Source organism: Vibrio sp. M250220 (assembly GCF_036533795.1).
Lineage (GTDB): Bacteria > Pseudomonadota > Gammaproteobacteria > Enterobacterales > Vibrionaceae > Vibrio.
On the sequence record NZ_JATABI010000090.1, the window covers coordinates 1 to 4,174 of the forward strand.

Consider the following 4,174-nt stretch of genomic DNA (forward strand, 5'->3'; position numbering starts at 1 on the left):
TTGATTGTATCTACTCATGTTATTTGTCCTCTTTGACTTCTGGAAAAATCAAAGACGCATTTAGCATGAGTAGTTTTACAGGCAAAGCCGAAACGGATGATAACCACCTACTGAAGTAGGTGGTTTAGGGCTGAAAATAAAAAAGGCGACCCTAAGGTCGCCTTTGCGTTTCTAAACCACCGCCTTCATGACGGTGGTGACGACTTTTCCTATCACCGCGAACTCGTTGAGTTTGTCCTCGTTCACGATAAATGAATCATATTCTTCTTTGTTGTCTGAGATAACTTCATAGCCTTCTGCCATAATGTTGTACTTCAGACGTTTAACGTAGACATGTTTACCGATACGAACGACGTACACGCCGTGCTTAACTGGGTGTTCTAATCTTCGAATATCGACAAGAACCTCATCGCCATCACTTAAGGTATCGTCCATTGAGTCGCCGTGACAGATAATGATTCTGGCGGTTTCTTCTGTTAATCCGAAACGCTTTAGCCATTCACATGGGAGGAACTCAGTGCGAAGTTGAAACTCAACATCGTTCAATGTACTGAAACCGCAAGCTGCATAGACGTTATAGACGGGAACAGCACACATATTTTCAATTTGAGAGACGGCATTCACGGTTTTTACGTTTGCGATTTCCGTCACATTATCAGGAATAACGTCATCACCATACTTTGCGCGTAGTTCAGCAATCACTTCTTCATCAAAATTTGAGATGTGATATTCAAGCCCAGCGCCTCTTCCGCTAGCTCTGCGGGATATCCAATCAGCTTTTTTAGCTTTTTGACTGAAACCTTGAGGGGTCGTTGGAAACCCAGCTATTCCCTGTAAATCCGAAGTTTTAAACCATTCGCGCACGAAAAACCCTTAAAACAGACATTGACCAATCTTATTATTCCGATCTATCATTCCAACAAAATCCGAGAAAACTCTAGATAATTCGAGAAAATCCACATAAACAGCAATTCTTAATGTGGTTTTAGACCGATTAACACCGATTCACCAATGTATCACATGCTCGTCTCGGCGTGTAGTGATGTAGGGCACTGATTATGAATACAAAATATGCACTCCATGCTCGTTTTGGCACACCGATTGTAGCGTTGGGCGATATTTGCGAAGAGTTCTTCCATATCAACGCCGAAACCGCCAATGGCAAAGCAAACAGCCAGTCTTTACCTATTCCCACTTTCCGAATGGAAGATCACAAACGCAGCCCGTTTATGGTTCACCTTGATGACCTCGCTGATCTGATTGATTTACGTATTCGCGCTGCCAAGCATGAGTTCACTATTCAAGGCAAACTTTCCGATGAAGAGATGCAGATTGTCCAGAAGTGGCAATGGCTCCATCAAAATCAAAGGCAAGCCCGACGCAATGAACGTAAAAAACGCCTTAAAGAAGTAAAGAAAGAGCTTGGTAAGGAAGCAATGAATGATGCCGTTCCATTAAGTAAGAGGGACGAACTATGAACCAACCACTCATGACCACCATCGCTTGTCCATATGTCACGGTAGCGCCCCCTAGAGATAAGACGCTGATCAATATAGTGGCGATAACGGAAATCGCCGCCCGCGAAGCGATGGAACCGCTCGGCTAACTGAACCCTTACGCGTTGTAGAGAGTATCTGATATAGAAGCAAACCAAACAATGTGCGTCTTTTTGGCGGATGTACAACATAAGTACAACGAGGCATGCAGCTTGTTTCGCCAACGTCACCGTAATGAGCTCACAGAGATAGCCAACACCTATGGCCTACGAGCAAATATACTACGCAAGCTTGACCGGGTTACCACTCATATTGCGCCAAGTAGCAAGGCAGAAAGCTTCATTAAACGCGCTCTAAACAACTCCATTCTCGCAGGGGAGATTTCGCAGTTGGCGATAGACAATGCCAGCGACCGAACGCTTCCTCACACTACCAAAAACTCAATCATCAATAAGTGCCAGCAGAACGCGCTCGGAGGTCAGGCGTAAATAAGTTTCAATCAGAGATGGAGGAACAAGCATGAAGTATTTCGCCCTTCGTTTATTTGGTGATGTCGCCCTCAAGCGCCACAACCAGACCTTTGAACCCGAAGTCACTCCGCTTGGCAAGTTTGACTCGTTAGAGTCGGCAGTTGAACAGGCTGGCGGCTACATTGTAATGGATGCACAGGAGCTTACAGCGGTATGAAAGTTTCAAAAATACATTCCAGCGAGCGAGGCTTGGTGGCCAAGGATTTCTGCGCTGTTGCTCGCGCATTAGACAGTGTGGTTCACCACCCTCCCTGCGTGTTCATTAAGTCTGATACCAAGGGCGCCTTCTTAGGCTGGGCGATTTCGGTGTTTAGCCCAGCACACCGTGAAGCCATCTATCTGCTATCGCACGGCAAGGAGTTAGCGCTCTTCCCTACCCTTCAAGAAGCAATGATGTTCTTGAAAGAGGAGCAAATTTTCACATTCAACGTGAGTTCGGCAAGTTGAGGTAATTATGAGTGAAGATATGGAGTACAGCCCGAGGAGAGAATTGATGCTAATGCCCGCCCTGAATGCGGTTTAACACACTAACGTCTGTCGAAGAGATTATTTATACCGTGGGCCAGCCACCAGATCCAGACCTGCAACCTAAGTTGTGTAAGGGGATCTGATTCACATCAAAGAATATATCGACATCAATACGATAAATCTTTGTTTTATATTACGCTTCACTCATATACAAAACCAATTACAAAGGATATGTGATGCATATAAAGCAAGATGATCGCTCAACGAATTTAGAGAACAAACCAAGGCCTAAACAATGGCTAGAAAGCAACCCTGAACAGGCTGAGCTATATCTAAAAGTGGTTGAATTTCTTAGTCTTCATTACATAGGTGATGATGAAGGGTATGTTAACACCAAAGATATGCAGTATCGGTTGAGCAACCATAGGTCTGGTGGCTACGTGCTGAGGCATCCCCTGATGATTTAGATAAAAATCATCAAGTTAAGGTAGATGCACATCTTGTCATGTGATCAAATGGTTTCGCCAAAAAACAACAACCAAACAACAAGATGCGCGAACTCAATATCTTACATGATTCTCTCTACCAATTCTGCCCTGAACTGCACTTAAAGCGACTTAATAGCTTAATGCTAGCTTGCCGAGCATTGCTTGATAGCAAAACCCTTACGCTCACCGAACTTGGTCGCAACTTGCCTTGCCAAGCTAGAACTAAGCACAATATAAAGCGGATGGATCGTCTTTTAGGTAACCACCACCTGCATCAAGAGAGACTTGCCGTTTATCGTTGGCATGCTAGCTTTATCTGTGCGGGTAACCCCATGCCAGTGGTTCTCGTCGATTGGTCTGATATCCGTGAACACAAGAGGCTTATGGTGCTCCGAGCATCAGTGGCGCTACAAGGGCGTTCGGTCACTTTATATGAAAAGGCCTTTCCACTTTCAAAGCAGTGTTCTAAGTCAGCTCATGACCAGTTTTTATCTGATCTGGCGAGCATTTTACCTTCCTCTGTGACCCCACTCATTATCAGTGATGCTGGATTTAAAGTGCCATGGTACAAGTCTGTTGAAGAGCACGGATGGTACTGGCTGAGTCGAGTAAGAGGTAAAGTACAATTTGCTGAACTCGGTGCCGAAAATTGGCAGCCAGTCAGTAAGTTACATAGCAAAGCCTCTAGCAGAGCCAAAAGTCTTGGTTACCAAAAGCTGACCCAAAGCAATGCCATCAACTGCCAAATAGCGCTGTATAGAGCATTGCCTAAAGGCCGTAAGAATCAGCGTTCTACCCGAACAAACTGTCACCATCCATCGCCGAAAGTGTACTCTGACTCAGCAAAGGAGCCATGGGTATTGGCAACTAACTTACCAACGGCGGCTCGTACTCCCAAGCAGTTGGTGAGGCTTTACGCAAAGCGCATGCAGATAGAGGAAACCTTCCGAGACTTAAAGAGTCCCGCTTACGGATTAGGCCTACGTCAAAGCCGCACTAGTTGCCCCAAAAGGTTCGATATTATTTTGCTGATAGCTTTAATTCTGCAACTCATGTTTTGGCTGGTAGGAATACATGCACAGCAACAAGGGTGGGATAGGCACTTTCAAGCGAATACAGTCAGAAATCGAAATGTCCTGTCTACCGTTCGATTAGGTATGGAAGTCCTCAGGCGACCAGACTACGAGATTAC

The 4,174-nt window shown here is 45.2% G+C and carries 8 protein-coding genes; 7 read left to right on the forward strand and 1 reads right to left on the reverse strand.

Translation table 11 applies throughout. The features are described from left to right. Positions 1–171: 171 nt before the first annotated feature. The gene (locus tag QTN94_RS19175; RefSeq protein WP_331428556.1) at positions 172–864 is read right to left on the reverse strand and encodes a helix-turn-helix domain-containing protein; all 693 of its coding nucleotides are present in this window, start codon (positions 862–864) and stop codon (positions 172–174) included. 194 nt (positions 865–1,058) lie between these two features. Here QTN94_RS19175 and QTN94_RS19180 point away from each other — a divergent pair, with 194 nt between their 5' ends. From QTN94_RS19180 to QTN94_RS19210, 7 genes are all read left to right on the forward strand, one after another. After that, the gene (locus QTN94_RS19180; RefSeq protein ID WP_331428557.1) at positions 1,059–1,478 is read left to right on the forward strand and encodes a pyocin activator PrtN family protein; all 420 of its coding nucleotides are present in this window, start codon (positions 1,059–1,061) and stop codon (positions 1,476–1,478) included. Next, complete coding sequence (locus QTN94_RS19185; protein WP_331428558.1) at positions 1,475–1,606, forward strand: hypothetical protein; 132 nt, start codon at positions 1,475–1,477, stop codon at positions 1,604–1,606. Before QTN94_RS19180 ends, QTN94_RS19185 begins: the two co-directional genes overlap by 4 nt. Before the next feature lie 102 nt (positions 1,607–1,708). Continuing rightward, on the forward strand, positions 1,709–1,984 hold the full coding sequence (locus QTN94_RS19190) for a hypothetical protein (protein WP_331428559.1): 276 nt from the start codon (positions 1,709–1,711) through the stop codon (positions 1,982–1,984). Positions 1,985–2,015: 31 nt separating this feature from the next. Next, positions 2,016–2,183 carry a hypothetical protein gene (locus QTN94_RS19195; protein WP_331428560.1) on the forward strand — a complete coding sequence of 56 codons (168 nt, stop codon included), beginning with the start codon at positions 2,016–2,018 and terminating at the stop codon, positions 2,181–2,183. Then, entirely contained in the window at positions 2,180–2,473 is a 294-nt protein-coding gene (locus QTN94_RS19200; protein WP_331428561.1) for a hypothetical protein, read from the forward strand. Before QTN94_RS19195 ends, QTN94_RS19200 begins: the two co-directional genes overlap by 4 nt. Before the next feature lie 257 nt (positions 2,474–2,730). After that, positions 2,731–2,961, forward strand: a complete 231-nt coding sequence (locus QTN94_RS19205; protein WP_331428562.1) for a hypothetical protein — start codon at positions 2,731–2,733, stop codon at positions 2,959–2,961. An 83-nt stretch (positions 2,962–3,044) separates the two neighbouring features. Continuing rightward, the coding region (locus QTN94_RS19210) for an IS4 family transposase (protein WP_331428563.1) at positions 3,045–4,174 on the forward strand (1,130 nt) is incomplete at its 3' end.

Excerpts from the sequence above, each read along its gene's own strand:
- QTN94_RS19180 (WP_331428557.1), top strand. The coding sequence starts at position 1,059 with ATGAATACAAAATATGCACTCCATGCTCGTTTTGGCACACCGATTGTA.
- QTN94_RS19185 (WP_331428558.1), top strand. The coding sequence starts at position 1,475 with ATGAACCAACCACTCATGACCACCATCGCTTGTCCATATGTCACGGTA.
- QTN94_RS19205 (WP_331428562.1), top strand. The coding sequence starts at position 2,731 with ATGCATATAAAGCAAGATGATCGCTCAACGAATTTAGAGAACAAACCA.
- QTN94_RS19195 (WP_331428560.1), top strand. The coding sequence starts at position 2,016 with ATGAAGTATTTCGCCCTTCGTTTATTTGGTGATGTCGCCCTCAAGCGC.
- QTN94_RS19200 (WP_331428561.1), top strand. The coding sequence starts at position 2,180 with ATGAAAGTTTCAAAAATACATTCCAGCGAGCGAGGCTTGGTGGCCAAG.